Source organism: Bacteroides sp. (assembly GCF_028690125.1).
GTDB lineage: Bacteria > Bacteroidota > Bacteroidia > Bacteroidales > Bacteroidaceae > Bacteroides.
Genome location: NZ_JAQVBV010000002.1, coordinates 99,978 through 120,525, shown reverse-complemented (window position 1 = coordinate 120,525; position 20,548 = coordinate 99,978). Strand labels below are relative to the sequence as shown.

Below are 20,548 nucleotides of genomic sequence, written 5' to 3'. Positions count from 1 at the left end.
TTTGGGGTTATTATTACTTCATGTATTCATAAACAATATGTGAAATATCTGCTATAATCTTACTGTTTGCCTGATTACTTTCTTTTGAGTCTTTCACAAAAACAGCTATACTATAAGACCGTCCGTTAGGTAAAAGTACAAAGCCGATGTCATTACAGCCAATTTGTTGCCCTTTGGCATTACGGTCTCCTGTTCCTGTTTTATGTCCTATCATTACTCCCTTGTTTGTTAAGGGTGCAACTAAACGATCCTGCCCTGTTTTACATTCTATCAAAGTTTGATAAATAAATTCTTTATATTTTGGGGCAAATAATGCTTTGCGGCGAAATATCTCCAATAATTCGGCAGCAGCGAGAGGGGTACTCCAATTTTGATAGCACAAATCTAAATCCTGATGCATCTCATTTTCCGTAGCAACAATGGCGCAATCTTTGATTCCCAACGAGTGAATATAATCGTTTAAAGCTTTTGGACCTCCTTGTTGATAGTTGAAAAGAATGTCGCAAGCATTGTTGTCACTTTGTTGTAGCGTGTATCGTAATAAGTCGGCAATACTCATTTTAATTCCTCCCTGCGGATACTTATCTCGTAGTGGGCTATAAGTATTCGGCTGCAAATCCGATTTAGCAATTGGTATTTGTGTTTCCAGTGAAAGCCCTTTTTTGTCCATGTAATCAGCCAGAGCCAATGCTTGATGAAACTTAAACACACTCATCATTGGATAATGTGTATGATTATTGACAGTTATTGTGTCTTTCCCATCAATAATGACGGCAATCCCTATTTCTGCGTTTTTTCCTTCAATAGCTTTTTTTAGTTGCATCTCAAGACTTAAGTTCTTTGCATATATAGATAAAATTATGCCAGACAAGATAAGAGTAAAAAGAAATTTTTTCATTATGATCTGGAATAGTGGTAATTTATTTTTTAGTAATATCGATACAAATATAGAAAATTTATTTATATTTGATGGATAATAAAATAATAAGATATTATGATAGGTTGTAAGTCGGAGCAGTTTCGCTCATCAATAAAGTTGGTGGATAGTTTAAGGATGAACACGAAAGAGGATTTAAAGAATATGGCGAAAAATTTCTTTATTTCTATTCCCTCTAAGCTACGAAAAGAAGAGTATGCAACGTATTTTGCTGAAGCGGTTTTGAATAACCCAAATATTTGGCTAACTCAATTGACCCAATATGAATTGATTTTACTTCAAAAATTAGTGAAGGCAGGGCCTGATACTTATATAGAGGAACTGGATGGACTTATGCTAACGACATTGGAGGTAATGTCATTGGTTGTAGTAGAGCGGAACTTTAGCCAGGGGGGTAAAGTTCGTTATATGATATGTGATGAATTGCGTGAAGCTATTTCATATGATATCGCTAAATATTTGTCCTCGAAAGAACAAGAAATCCGCTTTTTGGTAGAGCAGCATGCTTGTGGGATATTGAATTTATATGGTCTTATGACTTATAATAAAATGTTGGAACTATTGAAAGGACATTTGCGAAATTCTGTGACGGATCATGAAATAAACGAAAGTTTGACAAATTCGGTATTGATACGACGTTTAACCTTTGAAATCGTAGATAAATATAGCTCCGTTCTTTACATACATTCTCCATTATTGTGGGAGATTGAAGATTTGGATAATAAACTGTATGAGCATCGTGATATCATAGGTTTGAAAACATTTACCAAAGAAGAAGTTTTCTTGGCGGGTGCGATGCCGGTCGTATGTATTTCTAATTCCTGCTTTGATGAAATTAAACAATTTATGATAAATAAGTTGGGATATACAGAGAGTTTGGCAGAATTTAAGCTACTATTATTATGGTATTATGCTCAATTAGAAGATAATATGATGAATATTATTACTTCGATGATACATAATACACTTTCTTCTATTAAAGAACTGCAAAAGGCGATTGAATTATTTACAAGTTATTGCAATGAATGTCCTCGTTGGTTTTTGAGAGGTTACTCCTCTGAAGAGATATTTGCATCATCAGTGAAAGATAAACTGGGAAAAAAAACTCCCCGTATTGTTGCCGGTCCCTATATTAAAGCCGCTGGTATGGATATCACTCCTGAACTACAGACTATGTTAGACAGTATGCTTGGTGATACGTTTTCCGAACAGAAAACAGGTAGAAACGATCCTTGTCCTTGCGGAAGTGGGAAGAAGTATAAAAAGTGTTGTGGAAGGGAAAATTAAATAAGGAAAAAGATATAATAACGATTTTTGCAAATGGAAAAACGGTATTTAAACCAGCTTTATAGCTGTTTAAGTACCGTTTTTGGATTTTATTCTTGAAGTACAGTCAAGCTTTTTATTTTACACAACGGCTGATGTAATAAAAACATGCAATTACAAAATATTAAATATTAGAAACTAATTGTTCTGATAGTTTCATCAATCAAAGAAATCACTATCAGAAAAAGTAACCGTTACATATTACATGTTATGGATACTTCCACTCTCTCTAACACACAGTTTCGTCCGATTATAGGATCAGGAAGTCCCCTTCGGGAAATAAAATAAATATGTGCTCGGTTCATAGGATACAACAGCTTTTACGTTACAGCTCTTTACTGCTGTAAGCCAACTCGGCAAGCCTCCTTGTGAATGAGTAATAAGAATCCCAGAATCTATTTTATCAAAAAGTCCTGCCATGCTACTTGTTACCACATTTGTATCAAAAGGACTTGTGTTAGGAGTCATTTGACGGGAAAAAAATTCCAGACTAACTTTACCCTTTGGAAATTGGACATTTTCGAAGTAATTCGGATATATACCGATACGGAATATTTCATGCCACATCTGTTCGTCAGATATTGGTTCCGTCATGATAGCAACAGAACTTCGCCCTGCTTTTCCTCTGCGGGGTTGATCTACCCAATAGGTACTAAGCTTTATCCGGCATTTGATAGAACACATAATCGTGGTCACCATGAAATGTTTGCCCTTCCGGTTGAGGCTTGAAATTATCAAACTTAAGGGCATCATTAGTTTCTGGGTTTTGTATTATGGTACCTCCAACAGTAAAACTACCTTGTTCTTTAATTATAAGTAATTCGCTCATATCGCGTTTATTCCATTGCGTCTTACATTCTGTGAGGACTGTCAGAATGGATAATGCTACTATTATCCTGTATTTCATATTATTGTTTTGTATAAATCAGGTTGTATCATTGATGATTATTGTTTCTTTTTAAAAGGTTGTATCTTCAGATAGGTAGCTGAACGCCAGAGCCACTCTAGCGGGCCATATAAGAAATGTTTCAACCAATAGGTACTAAATATGGCTTGCATAATATATACTACCAACCCCAAAACAAATACTTCAGTTGTTCCCCAACTGCCGAAAATACTGCCTAATCCCCACATCGAAAACATAATTCCACCTACGATACTTTGAGTTACATAGTTTGTCAATCCCATACGCCCGTAAGGGATGATAGTCTTTAGATGTTTTCCAATGTTCTTTACCTGGCATAAACTTATGAATCCCAGTGCTAAAGCACCTGAAAACAAGACTGTTTGTATATCTTTAAGCGCCATAGATGCTAACATAGCAGGAGATAACTCCGTTCCCGATATAAGCATCCTAAAAGAAACTTCTTGCAGCGGAATTAAACTGAGAATAAAGGCTGTGAGAGAGAAAAACGTAAAAAGCAGTACGTTTCGTTTTTTATTTATTTCGACTCCTTCGAAAAAACGCAAACGTCCTACAACCAAGCCCAAAATAAAAAGAGCCAACGTTATGTATCCACGTCCATTTAATCCAAATTGATAATTTAGTTTTCTTACAAATCCGGTGGTTAAATTGGTTTTTGCGGATTTAAAAAACGAAGGTTTTTTCATTTCTGCCGTAGTAGGGACTCCTCTGTTACTGTTCGAGTCATTAAATGTCGGTATTTGCGGAGTATTAACCGTTTGCTCTGTTTTTACCATACGGCTATAAGTTGTCGAGATTATACGAGGGGTACCTATCAGAAAAAGCATAGCAATAACAATTAATATCCAGTTTTTAAGCGGGAACAACAATACCATAATCACTCCAAAAGCAGCATATATGGGTAGAATATCGGCAGTAAAAAAACTATTTCCAACGATTCCTATCGCAAAAAGAATTACCATACGCCAGACAAATCGTTTACGAAAATCAATTCCTTTTCTAGCTCCACGGTCCATTTGTATGAAAAAACTTAATCCGAAAAGGAATGCGAAAATATTAATAAATTTGCCCATTATTATATGCTGCGAGAGCCATTGAATAGCTGTATTCAACATTGGAAACTGAGGTTCTGCGACAGGCATACCGGTAAAAACTCCAAAATGTTGCAGCATATGCATGAGAATTACTCCTAATAATGCAAATCCTCTCAATGCATCGAGCACATAAATTCGGTTTTGAGGGGCTGAAATAATCTTATTTTGTTCCATTTTTATTTATTGAATAAAGTTATTATACTCTTCATCGGTCACTGTATCCAACCATAGGGTGGGACCCTTCGATATTTGTGTGCCTACGGCTATATGTGTAAACTCGCTATCGGGAGTTGCTCCATGCCAATGAAACACATTCGGTGCTATCTTTACTACGTCACCTGGCATGAGTAATTGAATTGAATACCCTTTTTCTTGATAAGACCCTTTGACGGAGGTACAGAATAATACCTGACCGCTGGGGTGCGAATGCCAACTATTTCGTACGTCCGGTGTAAAAGTCACGTTGCTGATGGTGTAGTCCATCGAATCGCCTACCGTGACAAACATTGGCAGCCATGCATCGCCTGTGAAGTTGGGCTTATTAGCTATTAGTTTGCCTTTGGCAAATTCGTCTTCAGGTGTTGCTGTTTGCACTGTTTTCGTTTTTTGGTTACAGCAAGCTCCGAGTGAAGCTACTGTCAGCAATAATAATATTCCTCTCCTTTTCATATTCCTCATTATTTAAGATTTTGTCTGAAAAAAATATCCTGTTTCGGATGCGTAATCTTTGAATATTCTGGGCGGTCGTATAAATTGATATACGTTGCTCCTGGTATAACAAGCAGTTCTTTGAGTTCCGCTGCCTTTTGGTAAACATCTTTACTGCAATAAGCAGATACAGCTTTTTCTCCGACAGTAAAGAGTAACGGACGTGGCGAAATGGTTTCAATCTGTGCAAATGGCAAGAAATTCATCATCGGACCGAGGCTTGTATAAGAATAATAAGCTGTAGAGTTTGAATGTTTGCCACGTGCGGGATTATCGTAATAGTCGAGCAAGTCGAGCGCATACTGTGGGGTGGAAGTGTCTACTTTCTCCGGTAGAGCTCGAATATCACGTCGTGCCCCTTCACCGAACTCGGTTGTACGCTGAAGTCCTATTTGATCGAGTATTGCCATTCGTTGTTCGTAAGTGGTGGCATTGCCCACTCCTTGACGTCTGGCAGGCCTTATATCATACATACTGATTGTGGCTACGGCTTTTATACGGTGGTCAATTTGCACTGCACTGACGGAATAGCCACCACCACAAATACCTAATACACCAATCTGCTCAGTGTATACTGCGGGATGATTAGATAAAAAATCGACTGCTGTACTGAAATCCTCTATATGTACTTCTGGTGATTCGATATGACGGGGATAGCCTCCACTTTCTCCATAATAAGATGCATCGAAAGCCAATGTAACATAACCTAATTCAGCCAGTTTGCGGGCATGAAAACCTGCTGTCTGCTCTTTAACACCACCGAAGGGGTGACCGCAGATAATAGCTGCACATTTTTTCGAGGAATCAAAATAGACAGGGAAATAGAGGCCGCCAACTAGATCGATCAGGAAGCGGTTCTGAAAAATTACTTTCTGTGTTTTTACGCTATTTTCCATCTTAGTTACAGGTGTTTCCGGTTTTATGACCAGATCGTTATTTTGTAGTATTTCGTTTAATATTATGCGTCTGGCATCCGCTTCACTACAACCAATCTGTTTCTCTACGATAGAAAATAGATGTCGCAGTTGGTCGGGAGTAACCCCTATATGCAGAGAGATATTTATGTGCCAACGCATCATTGGTTCAACCCTACCGATGGCAACCAATACAGATACCGTAGCAATCTCTCGCTCGGAATAAGTAAGTACGTCGCGTTCGAAGACATCGGTAAACAGGTGTTCTTTAAGGAATACTTCTATTTCGGATGCCAGTACTGCATAGTTGGCTTTGGGAGCATTAGCCGGCACGCCAGATATTTTAGAGAGAATATCCCGCCCACGCTCATGTTTTGTGCGGGTGTCCGTTATAGAGGATGCTTCTCGTCCTTGCACATCTTCGATACCTCTTGTGTTGCGTTCTTCAAGTATAGCAACAAATGTTTGTAATCCACGCAAGGTTTGTGGAAAACCGCAATATGTATAAGTGTGAACCAATACTTCTTTTATATCATTGACAGTCATTCCGATATCAAGACCTTCTTCCAATGCCGTTTTTAATTTGTCAAGTTCACCTTTGCCCGTTAGTGAGGCGATAGCAATGATGTTTGGTTGTTTCTTATCCATCCCTTGGTCTGCTTCTGCGGATACGGACAATGTGAGGAAAGTCGTAAGCATTAGTAAAATTATCTTTTTCATTGGCTTTATTTTTTATAATATTCCAACTACATTCATAAATTGTTTTGCAAAGATAGAGCATATAAAAGTTTCTGACCATAGATGAATTACTGTTTCAAACACCAATATTACTGATTTCAATATATTATAATTCAATGTATTAACACAAGTTGCGGATTTGCTAACCCATATTACTGATTTTATGGGTCTATAAGTTTATATTGAACCCTTTTTTATATTTGCAAAAAGTTAATTCAACAATAAAAAAGGAATATATGAGAGATATTATTACACTAAATTCGATTCAAGATTACAACGAACTTTTAAATGTTTCACCCTGATTTGTTTGGTGGAACATCACTTGATAGACATATGAAAGAATATACATTCTTTTCATATGAGTCAAACGAAGCTTTACATATATCAGAACGCGAACGTCAAATAGTCGTCAACTGTTTTCATGAAATTAAAGAGGAATTAGAGCATGCCATCGACAAGCACAGTAAACAGATAATTGCAGCTAATATAGAAGTTTTGTTAAATCATTGCGTACGTTTTTATGACCGCCAGTTTGTGAGGCGTGAGATTGTAAACCATGATCTTTTGAGCCGCTTTGAGAATTTGTTAAACAACTATTTCGATTCGGAGAAACCTCAACAATTTGGTTTACCTTCTGTGGCTTGGTGCTCAGGAGAGTTGGATTTATCTGCAAATTATTTTGGTGATCTGATCAACAAAGAAACTGGAAAATCGGTACAGGAATATATCCAGTTAGTTATTATTGGACGGGCAAAAAAAACACTCACTGAAGGTAACCGTTCAGTAAGTGAAATCGCATATATACTGGGCTTTAAATATCCACGTCATCTTAGCCGTCTTTTCAAGAAAGTTGCAGGCATAACTCCTAATGATGAATATAAAAGTTTGAATTAAAGTTATTACGAATGATAGCAAAATTCGGTAGCTTTCTATTATTTTGCTTACCCCACTTTATTGATACAATTTTAAATCAGGAAGTTTTATTTTTGTATCAAGAAACTAAATCTATCAAAAAATAAAATATTTCTTTATCTTTGTACTCAAAATAATGCAGTAACTGGAAAAATCCACAAAATATTTTCGTCATAAATGTATAAAAAGGACAAAACTAAATAATTTTACTATTACTAATTACCAACTAGAAAACTCAAAAAATGAAACGTATTGTTTTTTTAGATTATGTACGCGTGTTTGCATGTTTCCTCGTCATAGTTGTTCACGCCAGTGAAAACTTTTACGGTGCTGCCGGATCTACAGATATGGCGGGACCGCAATCTTATCTGGCAAGTGAAGCTGAACGTCTGTGGGTGGCTGTGTACGATGGTTTCTCACGTATGGCAGTACCATTGTTCATGATTGTCTCTGCTTATCTTCTTGTGCCGATGAAGGAGGGACAGACCTCATGGCAATTCTATCGTCAGCGGTGTATCCGCATTCTGCCACCATTTTTCATATTCATGATACTATATAGCACCCTACCACTGTTATGGGGACAGATAGATGGAGAAACATCATTTACGGATTTATCGCGAATATTTCTGAACTTTCCCTCACAGGCCGGACATCTATGGTTCATGTATCCTTTAATAAGTCTTTATCTATTCATACCTATAATATCTCCATGGTTGAGTAAGGCCACGGCCAAAGAGGAACGTTTTTTCATAGCACTGTTTCTGATATCAACGTGTATGCCATATCTCAATCGGTGGTGCGGTGAAGTGTGGGGACAATGTTTTTGGAACGAATATCATATGTTGTGGTACTTCTCTGGTTACTTAGGATATCTTGTATTAGCACATTATATACGTGTACATCTTACATGGGACCGTTCCAAACGTTTCACTATAGGGCTTATTGCAATGGTCGTTGGTGCTGTATGGACTATCTACTCATTCTATGTTCAGGCTATACCCGGAGTAACTCATTCTACACCCGTAATAGAAATAGGATGGGCTTTTTGTACTATCAACTGTGTAATTTTGACAGCGGGTACCTTTCTGATGTTCTCATGTATAAATCTTCCTAAGGCGCCAGGACTCGTAACAGATATGTCCAAACTCAGTTATGGTATGTATCTTATGCACATATTCTGGCTCGGATTCTGGGTAACTGTGTTTAAGCAAACACTGGCGTTTCCTACAGTTGCCGCTATACCTTGCATTGCAGTGAGTACATTCGTCAGCTGTTATGTAACGACGAAGATTATCTCATTTATACCGGGTAGTAAATGGATTATAGGATAAATATAAATATCCGGAACGGAAATAATTAATAAAATAATACCGGTGAAAAGAGAATAATATCTCTCTTTTCACCGGTATTATTTTAAATAGAAATGTACGGTAAGATTTTTATTATCTAGAGATTTTTATGAATTTATGAGAGAAATTTTCCTTTGGAAAATAGATTTTGCACGATGGTGAAGTTACAATTCTTTTCCTGCCTTTTCGAAATCGGCTCTTGACTTACTCTGTGTAACGATGTATACTCCCAAGAATACAAGTGCTATTGCAATTCCTTTCTGCCAACCGAAGCTTCCAATCCCCATAATGATGGCGGCAATAGTAGCTACAATAGGTTGCATATAATTATACATACTGACTACTGTTGGGCGGAGTAATTTTTGAGCAGTCATGATACAGAGATAGGCCAGGAAACTACCGCCTAATACCACATAGAGTACTTGAAAGATGGCAATAGTCGGAATAATAGCCCATTGGATAGTGGAAATATCATAATATGAGAAGGGGATGTAACATATGGAAGCATAGACAAACATCCATTTATTAATCGTTACTGCTGAATATTGCTGGCTTAATCCTTTGAATACGGTAAGGTAAATGGAAAAACTTATCTGTGCCACCAGACAGAGTAAATCACCGATAATACTTCCGCCTTCATTACTTGCAGCCTGGCTACTCATAATAAGAATAAGAGCTCCCATTGCTCCTACGAAAATACCCAAAACCTTCTTATTCGTAATTGGCTCTTTTAAATAAACAGCAGCTACAATCATCGTCACAATCGGTAAAGTCGTGGTAACAATTGAAGCGTCGATGGGGGATGTCAGAGAAAGTCCGAAAATGAAAACTCCCTGATTGAACACCAAGGCAAATAAAGAAGCAAAGAATATCTTCAGCATATCACGATGACTTACATGCTCCCGTTTGCAAAAGATAGAAAGAATCCAGAATGCAGCCGCCGCACCTACCATGCGGAAAGTAGTTACTGAAATGGGCGAAAACTCTTGTAGTGCCGATTTTCCGATAGGAGACATCAATCCCCACATAACATTTGCCGTGAGTGCAAACAGATGGCCTTGCAGATTCTTGTTATTATTCATAACGTCTAATTGTTACCTTTATTGAAAACTGCTGCAAAGGTAACCAATTTATCATTTGATTTGTTTATATTTGCCTTGATTAAAGTGGAATATTATGGAACAACAAGCCAACTATATCCGTCGTATTGAGATACAGGGTCTCTGGGGGAGATTTGATATAGCCTGGGACCTACGTCCCGATGTGAATATCCTTTCCGGTATCAATGGTGTCGGGAAAACAACGATTCTCAATCGTTCGGTAGATTATCTGGATCAGCTTTCAGGAGAGATAAAGAGTGATGAAAAAAACGGAGTACATCTATTCTTTGATAATCCTGATGCAACATACATCCCTTATGATGTAATCCGCAGCTATGACCGTCCCCTGATAATGGGTGACTTTACTGCAAAGATGGCAGACAAGAATGTGAAATCCGAATTGGATTGGCAACTTTATCTGTTACAGCGTCGCTATCTTGATTATCAAGTCAATATAGGGAATGAAATGATTGAACTCCTTTCCAGCGATGATGAAGAACAACGCCGGAGGGCAACCACGTTATCTGTTGCGAAGCGTCGTTTTCAGGATATGATTGATGACCTTTTCAGTTATACCCGTAAAAAAATAGATCGTAAACGGAATGATATCGCTTTTTATCAGGATAGCGAATTGCTATTTCCTTATAAATTATCTTCCGGAGAAAAACAAATGCTGGTAATCTTGCTGACAGTGCTTGTGCAAGATAATAGTCACTGTGTACTTTTCATGGACGAGCCGGAAGCTTCGTTGCACATTGAGTGGCAGCAGAAACTGATTTCAATGATTCGAGAACTGAATCCCAATGTACAGATTATTTTGACAACTCATTCACCTGCTGTTGTTATGGAAGGTTGGTTGGATGCTGTGACGGAAGTGAGTGACATTGCTGAGATGGCGGACTCAATGTCTCCTCTTCATAAGAAAAAGGGATGAACTAATCTTTTCTGTATAGAACACATATAGAATATGAATAGCAATAGTGTAAAAAGTAACACAGACCGTAAGTATTATTCTGCTTACTCTTCTTTGCGGAAAGATGAAGTAAGATCGGATAGAAATAAACCTCAGCATCCTGCTAGGCTTGTTGATTCTTTGACTTCTTCCTATTTCAGTGCAGCGCATAAACTTTATTCAAAGAAAGCACGTCGCCGCATTATTGCCTATGTGGAAAGTTATGACGATGTTGCCTTCTGGCGTACTCTTTTAGAGGAATTTGAAGATGATGAGCATTATTTTCAAGTGATGCTTCCATCGGCAACCTCATTGGCTAAAGGGAAAAAAATGGTACTTATGAATACTCTGAATACATCAGAACTAGGGAAAAGTCTGATTGCGTGTGTGGATAGCGATTATGATTTCTTGCTACAAGGAGCAACCAATACTTCACGTAAAATTAACCGTAACAAATATATTTTCCAGACATATACGTATGCTATTGAAAACTACCATTGCTTTGCAGAAAGTTTGCATGAGGTATGTGTGCAAGCAACGCTCAATGACCGTTTTATATTTGATTTCAATGCTTATCTGAAACGGTATTCCGAAATTGTTTATCCGCTTTTTTTATGGAATGTATGGTTCTATCGTGAAAAGGATACTTATACATTTCCAATGTACGATTTTCATACCTGTACTTCTTTGCGTGAGATTAGTCTCAGACATCCGGAGAATAGTTTAGAAGCATTGCAACGCAGAGTAGATCAGAAACTTTTTGAACTGAAAAAACGTTTTTCTCTTAATATAAACGATGTAAACGGACTTCAGACTGAACTGAAAAATTTGGGATTAGTTCCCGAGACGACTTATTTGTATATGCAGGGACATCATGTGATGGACAATGTGGTGATGAAATTATTGATTCCCGTCTGCACAGTGCTACGTCGGGAGCGGGAACAGGAAATTAAACGTCTGGCAGGACATGATGAACAATTCAGAAACGAATTGACTTGTTATCAGAACAGCCAGATCAGTGTGGAGATAATGTTGAAAAAGAATGTTGCTTATAAGAGATTGCTCCATTATGAGTGGCTGAGACAGGATATCCAGGGTTATTTATCAAAAGAAGATAAGAGTAATATATGAAAGTGATAGTAGATACATTGACTGTGGTTACAAAAAATGAAGGTATACAAGAAACCACTAATGCGATGATGCAGGAGGTAAATCATAGTCTGGTTTCTATCGGAGTAGATACTGCTTGGGCAAATAAAGTAGATAATTGGATTTTATTATTGTTAATTATCGGTGTAGCATTATTATCCAACGTAATTTGTCGCCATGTTATTTTGCGGGCAGTGGCCAAATTGGTGAAACGAACTAAAGCAACCTGGGATGATGTTGTATTTGACCATAAAGTGATGATACATATTAGCCGTATGGTAGCACCGATATTCATTTATTTAGCGATTCCTTTAGCATTCCCCGAGCATACCGAATCAGAACTACTTGATTTCTTGCGACGTATTTGCCTGATTTATATCATAGCTGTCTTTCTTCGTTTTATCAGTGTGTTTCTGGCAGCTGTTTACCATGTATATAGTGAACGGGAACAATTTAAGGATCGGCCGTTGAAAGGATTATTGCAGACAGCTCAGGTGACTATTTTCTTTATTGGGGCTATTGTGATTGTGAGTGTTCTAATTGATAAAAGCCCGACAGTATTACTGACAGGTTTGGGAGCTTCCGCTGCTATCCTGATGTTAGTCTTTAGAGATACAATTCTGGGATTTGTCTCAGGTATTCAGCTCTCCGCTAACAATATGCTGAAAGTAGGTGACTGGATTGCTATGCCGAAATATGGTGCGGATGGTACAGTGATTGAAGTAACATTGAATACTGTTAAAGTACGTAACTGGGATAATACAATCACAACAATTCCTCCTTACTTGTTGGTTAGTGATTCTTTTCAGAATTGGCAAGGAATGCGTGAATCAGGTGGACGACGTGTGAAGCGTTCTATTAATATAGATATGAGTAGTGTACGTTTCTGTACGCCGGAGATGTTGGAAAAATGCCGGAAAATCCAGTTATTGAAAGATTATATTGACGAGACGGAGAAAGTAGTGAAAGAGTATAATGCGGAGCATCATATAGATAATTCTATATTAGTGAATGGACGACGCCAAACTAATTTGGGGGTTTTTCGCGCTTATCTGGTCAGCTATCTGAAAAGTTTGCCTACTATTAATCAGGAGCTGACTTGTATGGTTCGCCAACTGCAACCAACCTCGACCGGAATTCCGTTGGAACTATATTTCTTCTCTGCTATTAAGGACTGGGTTCCTTATGAAGGAGTGCAAGCTGATGTATTCGACCATGTACTGGCTATTATTCCTGAATTTGGTTTAAGAGTCTTTCAAAATCCTTCTGGTGAAGACTTGAGGCAATTAAGGATCAATAATTCAGACTGAAAAGACCTTAACTTCTTATTTATATATAGTATATATATTTATAGCTGATTTATAATATAATAGCTGTTTCAAGTTTTTTGGCAAGTATGCAACAAACCTGAAACAGCTATTTCAATTTATTGTATTTTATTTGTATTATTTCTGTAATGCCACCCCCATACCTTTGCTGCCGTAATTAAAACGTATAGTAAAGTTCGATGAAAAAACTATTTCTTATTAGACTTTCCGTTGCAGCTTTGTTTTGCCTATTGTGTGCAATTCCTGCTTTAGCTGCTAATATCAAGATTAAAGGAGCCGTAAAGGATAAACTTTCTAAAGAACCTCTGATTGGAGCTACCATACGATTGGTTGGTACTCATGCAGGAACTGTTACAGATACAGAAGGCAATTTTGAACTGAATGGAATGGGAGTTCTGGAAGGTATGTATGATGTTGAAATAAAATATGTAGGATACAAAACTGAAGTGCGCAGTAAAGTACGTGTTGAGAATGGAAAGTTAGTCATTCTGAATCTGGAATTGGAAACGGATGCACTAGAACTTTCTGACGTAGTAGTAGTAGCTAAAAAGAACCGTGAAAATGAAAATATGTTATTACTTGAACAACAAAAAGCAGTAATTGCTGTGCAATCTGTCGGAGTTAAGGAGCTTTCACGTAAAGGAATTGCAGATGCGGAAGGAGCAGTTACGAAAGTTTCCGGGATATCCAAACAGGAAGGTGTAAAAAACGTATTTGTACGGGGCTTGGGAGACCGCTATAATTCAACTACTTTCAATGGTTTTGCCGTCCCTTCGGAAGATCCGGAATACAAAAATATTTCTCTCGATTTTTTTGGTACGGATATTATTCAGTCCGTAGGGGTCAATAAAGTTTTTAGTGCTGCTAGTAGTAGTGATGTGGGGGGAGCAACTATTGATATCGTTTCTAAAGAGCTGATTGGCAGTCGGAATATAAACATAGGTGTTTCCGGTGGCTTAAATACACAAACTGTAGCAGCTGATTTCTTTAAGATGGATGGTGTTAATTTTATGGGATTGGCTGACAATAAACAACCTGTTAATGAAAATAGTTGGGATTTTAAGAATAAGCTAGACCCCTCAAAACAAAATCTTCAGATAAACCGGAGTTATAGTGTATCGGGAGGAAAACGCTTTTATATGGGAAAAGATAAAAATCCTCTTTCGTTCTTTGTTACTGCTGGACATACAACGGTTTATCAGTACACAGAAGAAGCCATACGTAATACAACTACCAGTGGTACGATTTATAAAGATATGGTTGGTAAAAAGTATGCTGAGAATATAAGCCAATTAGCATTAGCAAATGTGGACTATGATATGCAGAACCGACATCACATAAGTTATAATTTTATGATGATACATGCCAATACACAATCAGTAGGAGATTATGACGGTAAGAACTCTATTTTTGATGATGATCAGGGAAATATTGGCTTTACCCGTCGGCAACAAACAAATGATAATTGGTTGCTTGTCAATCAACTGATGACGAATTGGGGGCTGACAAAAGATTTGAGCTTTGATGCCGGAATATCTTATAACTTGGTAAATGGTAATGAACCCGATCGACGTATCAACAATATAACAAAGTCAGCAGATGGTTATTCATTACTTCGCGGAAATTCACAGCAACGTTATTTCTCTTCTTTGAATGAAGGAGATCTGAATGTAAAAACAGGATTTGTATATCGCCTGAAGGATAATGAAGAGGAAATTTCTAATATCCGTTTAGGATATGTAGGAAGAATAGTAGATGATAATTTTGAATCGACGGAATATAATATGCCGACATATACCCCCGGTCATTTTTCTTCGCTGACAGATATTATGTTGGATGATTACTATACACAGGAAAATTATTCGAATGGAATGTTCGGATTACAAAAGAATATTGATAAATATGATGTGAAAAAGTATATTCATTCATTATATACCGAAGCAACTTATCAATTTTCTTCTCTCTGGATGGCTAATGTAGGAATCAAATATGACAATATTGACATACAGGTAGACTATGATGTAAATAAAGGTGGCTCGAAAGGTTCTAATAAGATTGAGAAGAATTATTTCTTGCCGAGCCTGAATCTGAAATATAATCTGAATGCGAAGAATTCCCTGCGTCTGGGAGCAAGCAAGACATATACATTGCCACAGTCGAAAGAAATTTCGCCTTATCGCTATGTCGGGGTTAATTTTAGTAGTCAGGGTAATGCAAAACTAAAGCCTTCGGATAATTATAATATAGATTTGAAGTGGGATTTTAATCCGACACCTACTGAATTGATATCATTAACTGCTTTTTATAAATTTATTAAGAATCCTATTTCACGAATAGAGGTAGCCAGTGCTGGTGGATATCTTTCGTATGAAAATATTGCAGACCACGCAACTGTAGCAGGAGCGGAAATAGAAGTACGTAAGAATATCTTTACTCGTCCGGTAGGTTCGAATGCTAATGGGGGGAATCGTCTTTCTTTTGGGCTGAACGGTTCTTATATTTATACGAATGCCAAAATGCCTTTGGCTACCGTTACTACAGGTTCTCAATTAGAGGGTGCTGCCCCGTGGATTGCTAACTTCGATTTATCTTATAATTATACAAATGGTAACTGTAGTTTTGTAAATACTTTAATCCTGAACTATATTGGTGAGAAAGTATATACTATAGGTACTCAAGGCTTTCAGGATATTATGGAGAATAGTTTGGTTACACTTGATTTTGTATCACAGGCAAAACTGAATAAGCACCTTTCCCTTAATCTGAAAGCACGAAATTTGTTGAATCCTGCACATAAATTAGTTCGTAAGGCAAATGAAGGTGGAGAGAGGATTGTATTGGGTGATTATAAAAAAGGAATAAATATTAGCTTGGGATTGTCGTGCACATTCTAAGTTGTATCAGTAATAACTAATTTGATTTTTAAGGAAATGAAAAGGCTATTTTTAAATTTTATGTCAATTGCTGTTGTAGCAATGATTTTAACATTGACTTCTTGTGGAAGTGATGAAAGTAATAGTGATAAACCTGCCAGTTCAATTGTTGTCAATGGTAATACATTGCGAGGAACACTGACAGGAAGTGAAACTCTGGAAGCTAAAGAATACTATTTGGATGGTTCTCTTATTGTTGCAGACGGAGGAGTCTTGACTGTTCCGGCAGGAACGACAATTAAAGCCAAACAAGGTTTCGGTAACTATTTATTGGTTGCACAGGGTGGTAGAATTTATGCAAATGGTACAAAAGAAAAACCAATTACTTTTACTGCAAACGCCACTCAGCCAACTTCCGGTTATTGGGGAGGAGTGATTATTAATGGTAAGGCTCCAATTTCCGGCATTAGTCAAAATGGCAGTGATATGGGATTAACTGAGATTAATAATGACTATAAGTATGGTGGTAGCATTACTAACGACAATTCCGGTTCAATGACTTATGTCAAAATCTGCTATGCCGGTGCACGTTCTACTGAAAATATCGAGCATAATGGATTGACTTTGAATGGTGTTGGCAACGGAACAAAAATTGATAATATTTATATTCTGGAAAGTGCAGATGATGCTATCGAATTTTTTGGTGGTACGGTTAATGTTACTAATCTTTTGGCAGTGAATCCGGATGATGATATGTTCGACTTTACACAAGGATATAGTGGCAAATTGAGTAACTGCTATGGAATTTGGGAGAATCGTTATACCAGTACAGAAGATGATCCTCGTGGAATTGAGGCTGATGGAAATCTTGATGGTGATGGTGAAGACCACCTTAGGCAAGCGGATTTCACAGTCGAAAATATGACAATCGTAAACAATGCAGCGGATACACAGAATAAAATAGACCGTATGGTGGATGTGATTAAAATCCGCCGTGGAGCAAAAGCTACTATTCTGAATGCGCTGATTGCCGGAACGGGAGGCACGCAAGATTTGATTGATATGACTGATAGTAAAGGGGAAGGAAATATGACATCATCTATTACTTATACTTTAGCTTCAACTTTTACAATACATGATAAAACACTTAACGGTACAGCTAATGTGATGTCAAATAATTCTTCTACCGGTGCCACTATTTCTGTGTTTGACTGGACAAATTATGCTTTTCCAACTTTAGCTCATTGACTCTAAAAAGACCAGTAGTATATTAAACTATTAAAATAGTTTTGAATGAAATGGTAGAAGTCATTTATGTGATTTCTACCATTTTTTTTACAGTAAAAAAATGAAGGTTTTGTTTTCCCTAAGAATAGTATATATTTTGAGATATTATATGTATATTTGCTGACTTCCTGGTTAATTTAATGAAGGATATTTTTATGCAAACAGACAACAAACGATATCGTAAAATGTCTTCCTTAGCCCAGATTGGATGGTGGGAAGCAGATTTTGTGGCAGGACACTATTTATGTTCTGAATTTTTATGTGATCTTTTAGGTTTAGAAGGAGATACTATATCTTTTATTGATTTCCAAAAACTGATACGTGAGGATTACCGTGAACAAGTTATTCGTGAGTTTCAAGAGAATATATCTATTCATAAAAATTTCTATGAACAGACGTTCCCTATTTCTTCCAAATACGGTGAAATTTGGTTACATACACGTCTCGCTGAGCGTGAGAAAGGAACCGGTACGAATGGAGGTGATAAATCTTTTGGAGTAATTCAGAGGGTAGAAGCACCGGAGAAGGCAGATGAAAAAGAGACCTTACGACGTGTTAATAATTTGGTGCGTCAGCAGAATTCTATTTCACGATCTTTATTTAGTTTTCTTCAGGATGAAGAAGTGGAATCTTGTATTATGGAGATTCTGAGAGATATATTAGAACTTTATGGTGGTGGGCGTGTCTATATTTTTGAATATAATGAAACGAATAATCATCATAGCTGCACATACGAAGTCGTTTCTGAAGGTATATCAACAGAAAAAGAGTATCTAAACTCTATTCCCAGTAATCAAACTAAATGGTGGACTGAACAAATACTATCATCTAAGCCGATTATTCTGAATTCTTTGCGGCAATTGCCTGAAGAGGCAGTAGATGAGTATAATATTCTCTCTAAACAAGGTATCTGTTCATTAATGGCCACTCCATTAATGGCAAGTGATCATATTTGGGGATATATGGGTATAGATCTTGTCAATTCTTATAGGGAGTGGAGTAATGAAGATTATCAATGGTTCGCCTCTTTAGCTAATATCGTAAGTATCTGCATGGAATTGCGAAAAGCAAAAGATAATATTACCCGTGAACAATCTTTCTTACGTAATCTGTTTTCTTATATGCCGATGGGATATTTGAGGTTGTCTATTATTCGCAACGAGGATGATATCCCTTGTGATTACCAGATAACAGATGCAAATGAAATCTGTTCGAAGATTTTTGGAGTTCCCTGTGATAAGTTTGTGGGATTACGGGCTTCGGAAATATATACTGATTATAGTAAGAAATTGGATGATTTATTGAATATTCAGGAATCGAACATACATAAAGAGTTTGATGAATATTTACCGAAAACAGGAATTTATACACACTGGATTGTTTATTCTCCTGAAAAAGATGAGATAGTAGGACTATTTCTTGATTCTACGGAAACTGTGAAAACCAACCGGGCATTAGACCGTAGTGAAAAACTTTTCAAAAATATCTTTGTCAATATTCCGGCTGGCGTAGAAATTTATGATAAAGATGGAGTCTTGATTGATATGAACAACAAGGATGTCGAGATATTTGGGCTGAATGACAAGATGGATGCATTGGGCGTAAACTTCTTTGATAACCCTAATGTTCCTCAGGATATCCGCGAACGAGTACGAAATGAAGATCTGGTAGAGTTTCGTTTGAATTATTCGTTCGGTCAGGTTGGTGGATATTATCAGACAAATCGTTGTAATATTATCGATTTATATACTAAAGTTAGTAAACTATACGATAGTGATGGGAATTTTAATGGATATATCTTGATTAGTATTGATAATACCGAACGTATGGATGCTATGAAACGTATCCGTGATTTTGAGAATTTCTTTTTGATGATTTCTGACTATGCTAAAGTCGGGTATGCCAAATTGAACCTTATCAATCGGAAAGGATATGCTATCAAGCAGTGGTATAAGAATATGGGTGAGGAAGAGGAAATATCTTTAAGTGATGTTGTAGGTATTTACAGCAAGATGCATCCTGAAGATCGTAAACTTATTCTTAACTTTTATGAGGAAGTTAAAAAAGGAAATGCAAAGGACTTTAAAGAAGAAATGCGGGTTCGTCGTCCCGGAACGAAGGATCAATGGAATTGGGTGAGGATGAATGTTGTGGTTACTACTTATAAGCCCGAAGAAAATGAAATTGAGATTATAGGCATCAATTATGATATTACAGAATTGAAGGAGACGGAAAAGGAGCTTATTCAAGCACGTGATAAAGCAGAAATGATGGATCGCCTCAAAAGTGCTTTTCTAGCTAATATGAGTCATGAAATTCGTACTCCGTTGAATGCTATTGTAGGTTTTTCTGATTTGTTGGTTGATTCAGAGAATTTGGAAGAAAGAAAGGAATATATAAAAATAGTACGTGAAAATAATGATTTGCTTCTACAGTTGATCTCTGATATACTTGACTTATCGAAGATTGAAGCTGGTACTTTTGAATTTACCAATGGTGATGTGGATGTAAATATGATGTGCGAAGATATTGTGCTTTCTATGCAAATGAAAGTGAAAGGGGATGTGAAACTGATTTTTGATTCAGAACTTCCCCATTATCATATCACTAGTGACCGGAATCGTTTACATCAGGTTATATCTAATTTTGTAAATAATGCGATCAAATTTACTTCGAAGGGAAGCATTTGTGTCGGTTATGAGTTGAAGGGAGAAGAACTTGAATTTTATGTCCAAGATACAGGAGTAGGTATAGATAAAGAACATCAGAAGGCTGTCTTCGAACGTTTTGTAAAACTTGATTCTTTTGTACATGGTACAGGACTGGGACTTTCTATCTGCCAAAGTATTGTAGAGCAATTAGGCGGGCAAATTGGGGTAGATTCTGAATTAGGTAAAGGATCTCGTTTCTGGTTTACTCATCCTTATATAGCAGATTTAGAAATGGTATAAAGTTA

The 20,548-nt window shown here is 37.1% G+C and carries 15 protein-coding genes and 1 pseudogene; 9 read left to right on the top strand and 7 right to left on the bottom strand.

The genetic code is table 11. The features are described from left to right. Positions 1–13: 13 nt before the first annotated feature. Positions 14–898: a class A beta-lactamase, subclass A2 gene (bla, locus tag PHO71_RS02060; protein WP_300198192.1), complete on the bottom strand. Its 885-nt coding sequence runs from the start codon at positions 896–898 to the stop codon at positions 14–16. A gap of 183 nt (positions 899–1,081) precedes the next feature. On the opposite strand from bla, the gene PHO71_RS02055 reads away from it, so the two are divergent. Further along, positions 1,082–2,224, top strand: a complete 1,143-nt coding sequence (locus PHO71_RS02055) for an SEC-C metal-binding domain-containing protein (RefSeq protein WP_300198189.1) — start codon at positions 1,082–1,084, stop codon at positions 2,222–2,224. A 297-nt stretch (positions 2,225–2,521) separates the two neighbouring features. Here PHO71_RS02055 and PHO71_RS02050 read toward each other — a convergent pair whose 3' ends face one another. From PHO71_RS02050 to PHO71_RS02030, 5 genes are read right to left on the bottom strand one after another with little or no spacing between them, the layout of a single operon-like run. Further along, on the bottom strand, positions 2,522–2,962 hold the full coding sequence (locus PHO71_RS02050; protein WP_300198186.1) for a hypothetical protein: 441 nt from the start codon (positions 2,960–2,962) through the stop codon (positions 2,522–2,524). Then, positions 2,916–3,170, bottom strand: coding sequence for a hypothetical protein (locus PHO71_RS02045; protein WP_300198183.1), 255 nt, complete (start codon positions 3,168–3,170; stop codon positions 2,916–2,918). The genes PHO71_RS02050 and PHO71_RS02045 overlap by 47 nt, the downstream gene beginning before the upstream one ends. Positions 3,171–3,208: 38 nt before the next feature. Next, on the bottom strand, positions 3,209–4,456 hold the full coding sequence (locus tag PHO71_RS02040) for a DUF418 domain-containing protein (RefSeq protein ID WP_300198180.1): 1,248 nt from the start codon (positions 4,454–4,456) through the stop codon (positions 3,209–3,211). 6 nt (positions 4,457–4,462) lie between these two features. Then, complete coding sequence (locus tag PHO71_RS02035; RefSeq protein WP_300198177.1) at positions 4,463–4,951, bottom strand: cupin domain-containing protein; 489 nt, start codon at positions 4,949–4,951, stop codon at positions 4,463–4,465. Between the two features lie 8 nt (positions 4,952–4,959). After that, the gene (locus tag PHO71_RS02030; RefSeq protein ID WP_300198174.1) at positions 4,960–6,624 is read right to left on the bottom strand and encodes a carboxymuconolactone decarboxylase family protein; all 1,665 of its coding nucleotides are present in this window, start codon (positions 6,622–6,624) and stop codon (positions 4,960–4,962) included. 306 nt (positions 6,625–6,930) lie between these two features. On the opposite strand from PHO71_RS02030, the pseudogene PHO71_RS02025 reads away from it, so the two are divergent. Next, a pseudogene (locus PHO71_RS02025) lies at positions 6,931–7,536 on the top strand (helix-turn-helix domain-containing protein); the annotation flags it as partial. Positions 7,537–7,796: 260 nt separating this feature from the next. Beyond that, positions 7,797–8,885 (top strand): acyltransferase, encoded by a 1,089-nt coding sequence (locus PHO71_RS02020; RefSeq protein WP_300198171.1) that lies wholly within the window; start codon positions 7,797–7,799, stop codon positions 8,883–8,885. 182 nt (positions 8,886–9,067) lie between these two features. Here PHO71_RS02020 and PHO71_RS02015 read toward each other — a convergent pair whose 3' ends face one another. Continuing rightward, positions 9,068–9,985: a DMT family transporter gene (locus tag PHO71_RS02015; RefSeq protein ID WP_300198168.1), complete on the bottom strand. Its 918-nt coding sequence runs from the start codon at positions 9,983–9,985 to the stop codon at positions 9,068–9,070. A gap of 94 nt (positions 9,986–10,079) precedes the next feature. Between PHO71_RS02015 and PHO71_RS02010 the strand changes: the two genes are divergently transcribed. From PHO71_RS02010 to PHO71_RS01985, 6 genes are all read left to right on the top strand, one after another. Then, the gene (locus PHO71_RS02010; RefSeq protein ID WP_300198165.1) at positions 10,080–10,937 is read left to right on the top strand and encodes an AAA family ATPase; all 858 of its coding nucleotides are present in this window, start codon (positions 10,080–10,082) and stop codon (positions 10,935–10,937) included. A gap of 33 nt (positions 10,938–10,970) precedes the next feature. Next, entirely contained in the window at positions 10,971–12,086 is a 1,116-nt protein-coding gene (locus PHO71_RS02005) for a DUF4435 domain-containing protein (RefSeq protein WP_300198162.1), read from the top strand. Beyond that, a complete protein-coding gene (locus PHO71_RS02000; protein ID WP_300198159.1) occupies positions 12,083–13,414 on the top strand; it encodes a mechanosensitive ion channel domain-containing protein in 1,332 nt (443 codons plus the stop codon). The genes PHO71_RS02005 and PHO71_RS02000 overlap by 4 nt, the downstream gene beginning before the upstream one ends. A 197-nt stretch (positions 13,415–13,611) precedes the next feature. Further along, a complete protein-coding gene (locus PHO71_RS01995; RefSeq protein ID WP_300198155.1) occupies positions 13,612–16,326 on the top strand; it encodes a TonB-dependent receptor in 2,715 nt (904 codons plus the stop codon). A gap of 36 nt (positions 16,327–16,362) precedes the next feature. Next, on the top strand, positions 16,363–17,553 hold the full coding sequence (locus PHO71_RS01990; protein WP_300198153.1) for a hypothetical protein: 1,191 nt from the start codon (positions 16,363–16,365) through the stop codon (positions 17,551–17,553). Between the two features lie 194 nt (positions 17,554–17,747). Next, positions 17,748–20,543, top strand: coding sequence for an ATP-binding protein (locus tag PHO71_RS01985; protein ID WP_300198150.1), 2,796 nt, complete (start codon positions 17,748–17,750; stop codon positions 20,541–20,543). The last annotated feature ends 5 nt before the right edge of the window (positions 20,544–20,548 follow it).